The 4,747-nt window shown below is 54.8% G+C and carries 4 protein-coding genes; all 4 read left to right on the forward strand.

Features of this window, described 5'->3' with window-relative positions; all coding sequences use genetic code 11:
* The coding region (gene carB, locus AB7E65_RS12020; RefSeq protein ID WP_428746024.1) for a carbamoyl-phosphate synthase large subunit at positions 1-1,678 on the forward strand (1,678 nt) is incomplete at its 5' end.
* Positions 1,679-1,790: 112 nt separating this feature from the next.
* Positions 1,791-2,267, forward strand: a complete 477-nt coding sequence (gene greA, locus AB7E65_RS12025; protein WP_072287700.1) for a transcription elongation factor GreA — start codon at positions 1,791-1,793, stop codon at positions 2,265-2,267.
* A 43-nt stretch (positions 2,268-2,310) separates the two neighbouring features.
* Entirely contained in the window at positions 2,311-2,514 is a 204-nt protein-coding gene (locus AB7E65_RS12030) for a DUF1858 domain-containing protein (RefSeq protein ID WP_072287701.1), read from the forward strand.
* A gap of 17 nt (positions 2,515-2,531) precedes the next feature.
* Positions 2,532-4,685 (forward strand): ATP-dependent DNA helicase RecG, encoded by a 2,154-nt coding sequence (recG, locus tag AB7E65_RS12035; RefSeq protein ID WP_428746025.1) that lies wholly within the window; start codon positions 2,532-2,534, stop codon positions 4,683-4,685.
* Positions 4,686-4,747: the final 62 nt, after the last annotated feature.

The following is a 4,747-nucleotide window of genomic DNA, read 5'->3' on the forward strand; positions in this document are numbered from 1 at the left end:
GATGCGACAGCGGTTGGGCATCCGGCCGGTGTATAAACGCGTCGACACCTGCGGGGCGGAATTTATCGCCCATACCCCTTACCTCTACTCGACCTATGAGACCGAGTGCGAGGCCATGCCAAGCGACCGCAGAAAAATCATCATTCTCGGTGGCGGCCCCAACCGTATAGGGCAGGGGATCGAATTCGACTATTGCTGCGTCCACGGGGTGATGGCTCTGGCCGAGGACGGCTATGAGACCATCATGGTCAACTGCAATCCCGAGACGGTCTCCACTGATTACGACACCTCGGACCGGCTTTATTTCGAACCTCTGACTTTTGAAGACGTTCTGGAAATCGTGCATATCGAAAAACCCGAAGGCGTCATTGTCCAGTTCGGCGGACAGACCCCTCTGAAGCTGGCCGTCGCGCTGGAGCAGGCCGGTGTTCCCATCATCGGCACCAGTCCGGACGCCATCGACCGGGCCGAGGATCGTGAACGTTTCCAGACTCTGCTCTTCAAACTCGGTCTGCTGCAACCTGATAACGGTTTGGCGCGTTCCTTTGAAGAGGCCGAAAAGGTTGCGGGACGCATCGGTTATCCGGTTGTCGTGCGGCCGTCCTATGTTCTGGGCGGGCGCGCCATGGAAATCGTCTATCATGTCGATGCCCTGCGCAGCTACATGCAAAACGCCGTGCAGGCTTCGCCAGATCACCCGATTCTGGTCGACAAGTTTCTCGAGCATGCCATTGAGGTCGATGTCGATGCCTTGTGCGATGGACGCGACGTGATTATCGGCGGAATCATGCAACATATCGAAGAAGCCGGCATCCACTCCGGAGATTCCGCGTGCGCCTTGCCCCCATATTCCCTCAAACCTGCCATCGTCGAAGAAATTCGCCGGCAGACCCGGGAACTGGCCCTGGAACTCGGTGTCGTAGGGCTGATGAATATCCAGTACGCCGTCAAGGACGACACCATTTTTCTGCTGGAAGTCAATCCGCGGGCGAGTCGCACCGTACCTTTCGTCTCCAAGGCCACCAATCGGCCTCTGGCCAAACTTGCAGCGCGCATCATGGCTGGCAAAACCCTCGAAGATCTGGATATTCACGGCGAAATCATTCCGCCTTACATCTGCGTCAAGGAAGCGGTGTTTCCTTTCGTGAAATTCCCGGGAGTCGATACGCTCCTCGGTCCGGAAATGAAATCCACCGGGGAAGTCATGGGAATCGACACCGATTTTTACAAAGCCTTTGCCAAATCCCAGTTGGCGGCCGGCGTTCGTCTGCCTGCCGAAGGAACGGTCTTCGTCAGCCTCAAGGACGAAGACAAGAAGGCATTTCTCGAACCCGCGCAACGTTTGGTTGCCGGCGGTTTTACCCTCGTTGCCACGCGGGGAACGGCCTTGTTCCTCCGGGACAACAATCTGCCGGTAACTTCGGTCAATAAAGTCAAGGAGGGTCGTCCCCACTGCGTGGATGCTTTGAAGAGCAAGGAGATCGATATGGTCTTCAATACCACGTTCGGTGCGCAATCGGTGTCCGACTCGTATTCCATCCGGCGCACAACCCTGATGAACGGCATCGCTTACTATACAACCATGGAAGGCATCATTGCCGCTGTTGATGCGGTTCTGGCTCTCGGGCGAGAAAAACTTGACGTCGTCCCTCTTCAGGAGTATTATGCGAAGCAATAGCCGCCATCCTGATGGCGGCCTTCCATTTTTTCAGGATCAATAAATTTCAGCTTAACCAACCGGGCGGGTTTACCCGCCCGGTGATTTTTACAGAAAAGGGTTAGATCGAACCATGTCCCACAGCATCCCCATGACCGAAGAAGGTTACCGCAATCTCCAAGACGAATTGAAACGTTTGATCCGCGTGGAGCGCCCCAGGGTCGTACAGGATATCGCCGAAGCGCGCGGGCATGGCGACCTTTCCGAAAACGCTGAATACGATGCCGCCAAAAATCGTCAGGGTTTCATCGAGGGCCGCATCAAGGAACTCAATGACAAAATAGCCCGTGCCGAAGTTATCAAGCCCGGCGCCGTGGTCACGGATAAAATAGTTTTCGGCGCAAATGTCACCCTGTTTGACGTCGACACGGAAAGTGAAGTAACCTACCGCATAGTAGGTGAAGATGAAGCCGATCTCAAACAGGGGAAAATTTCCGTTACTTCTCCGGTTGGCAGGGCTCTGATCGGCCACCGTCTCGATGACGAGGTTCGCATCAAGGTCCCATCCGGGCTGAAAATTTACGAAGTGGTAAACATCGAGTACATGTAAATCATCCCGCCGCATGGTGGCAATTTCCCGCAAAGGAACAGTCATGAGCGATAAAATTACCAAAGACATGAAATTCAGCGAAATACTTGCTTACGGTCAGCCGGTGATTCAGGTTTTCATGAAGTACAAAATGGGGTGTCTCGGCTGTGCCGCCGCCCGTTATGAAACCTTGGAGCAAGGCGCCACGGCTCACGGTGTTGACGTGGAAGCACTGCTCAAGGATCTCAACGCTGTTATCAAAAACTGACAAGGAGGGCAGGGGGCATGTCCCTGAAGCCCACCTACGATCAAAGTCACAGATATCTGGCAACCCCCCTGGATAGCATCCGGGGGGTTGGCCCTCGGATTGCGGAGAAGCTGGCCCGGCTTGGAATCCGTACCGTAGAACAAGCCCTGTACACCCTGCCGTTTCGCTACGAAGACCGCCGTCAGTTTACCCGTATCGCAGATCTCATGCCCGACACGCGGGCAACCATCTTCGGTGAAGTTCTGGCCAGTACCGAAAAGACAACCTCCCGGTCAAGACGGAAGCTTTTCGAAGTTGTTGTCGGAGATGGAAGCGGCTCTCTGAACCTTAAATGGTTCCATTACCGCAAAACCTGGATCGAAAAACAATATCCTGTCGGCCGGCGATGTGTAGTTTACGGTGAAGTCAAGCAGTTCGGAAACATTCGCGAGATGCACCATGCTGACGTCGAATTCCTAGCCGCGGGTCAGGATCCCAACGCCCTTATCCATGCCGATCCTCTGAATTTTGGCCGCATCCTGCCTGTCTATCCTCTTACCGAAGGGCTCACACAGAAATCCGCACGCAAGATCTGGAAGCAGGTTGTCGATCACTATGCCCACCTGGCTGTATCTCCTCTGCCTGTTGAAATTCAGCGAAGACAGCAGCTCATGCCTCTGGACGAAGCACTGCGGGAAGTTCATTTCCCCGGCCCAGATTCCTCTCTGAAGGAACTGGATGAAGGCTGCAGTGTCGCCAGACGCACGCTGGTATTCGATGAGTTGTTTTATCTGGAACTTGGCATGGCGCTGAAACACCGGGGTGTGATCCTGGAGCAGGGGCGTGCCTTTAAAGTCGAGCATGTCTATACCAAGCCCCTGGCAACCATGCTGCCGTTTCGTCTTACCGAGGCACAGCGCAAGGTTCTGCGGGAAATCAAGGGCGACATGATGGCGCCCCATCCCATGAACCGGCTTCTGCAAGGCGATGTCGGTAGTGGAAAAACCATTGTTGCGCTCATGGCGGCGCTGGTTGCCATCGAAAATCAAACCCAGGTAGCGGTTGTGGCTCCGACCGAAATCCTTGCCGAGCAGCACTTTTTACAGTTCCACGCATGGATGGAATCTCTGGGGCTGACTGTGCGGTTTCTTTCTGGATCCACAACGGCCTCGCTGCGCCGCCAGATCCTGCAGGATCTGGCTGATGGCGCTGCGCAGATGGTTGTGGGAACACATGCCGTTTTGCAGGAAGATGTCCGATTCGCTGAACTCGGCCTCGGCATTATTGACGAGCAGCATCGCTTCGGAGTTTTGCAACGCGCCGCCTTGAGGAAAAAGGGCAACCATCCGGACCTGCTGATCATGACGGCCACGCCGATTCCCCGCACTCTCGCCCTTACCGTATACGGCGATCTTTCCCTGTCCGTCATCGATGCTTTGCCTCCTGGCCGGAAACCGGTGATCACCAGGATCATTCCGGAAGCAAGACGCATTAAGGCCTATGAAACCATCCGCCACGAGCTGGCCGAAGGCCGACAGGCGTACATTGTTTACCCGCTGGTTGAAGAAACCGAAAAGAGCGATCTGCTGGCGGCAACAGAAGGCGCTGCTTTCCTTCAGAAAAATATTTTTCCCGAACAGCGGATCGGGGTATTGCACGGCAAAATGCGTCCCGATGCCAAAGAACAAATCATGCGGGATTTCAAGTCCGGAGCCATAAACATCCTTGTTTCGACCACTGTCATCGAAGTCGGAATCGATGTGCCCAACGCCACAGTCATGATGATTGAACATGCCGAGCGGTTCGGCCTGGCGCAGCTGCACCAACTGCGAGGCCGCGTTGGGCGCGGTGCTCATCAAAGCCAATGCCTGCTGGTCAAATCCGGATTATGCAGCGAAGACGGGCTGAAACGTCTGGAGGTCATGGCTGCCACCAATGACGGGTTTAAAATCGCGGAAGCGGACCTGGAAATCAGGGGTCCGGGAGAGTTTCTCGGAACCCGGCAGTCCGGCATCCCGGATTTTCGTGTAGCCAATCTGTTCCGTGACGGACGCACTCTGGACCAGGCACGTCAAGAAGCCTTCCGGATCGCTGAAGACCCGGCATTCCTGACTGCTGATCGATACCACGAATTGCGCCAGGCTCTGAAAGATCGGTGGGGGGAGCGTCTTGAACTGGCCAGTCTCGGTTAATACCGCAATAAGAAATAAAAACTATATTTATTGGTTTACATAATATATCTTATCCGACTCAA

The organism is Syntrophotalea sp. (assembly GCF_050253115.1).
GTDB lineage: Bacteria > Desulfobacterota > Desulfuromonadia > Desulfuromonadales > Syntrophotaleaceae > Syntrophotalea > Syntrophotalea acetylenica.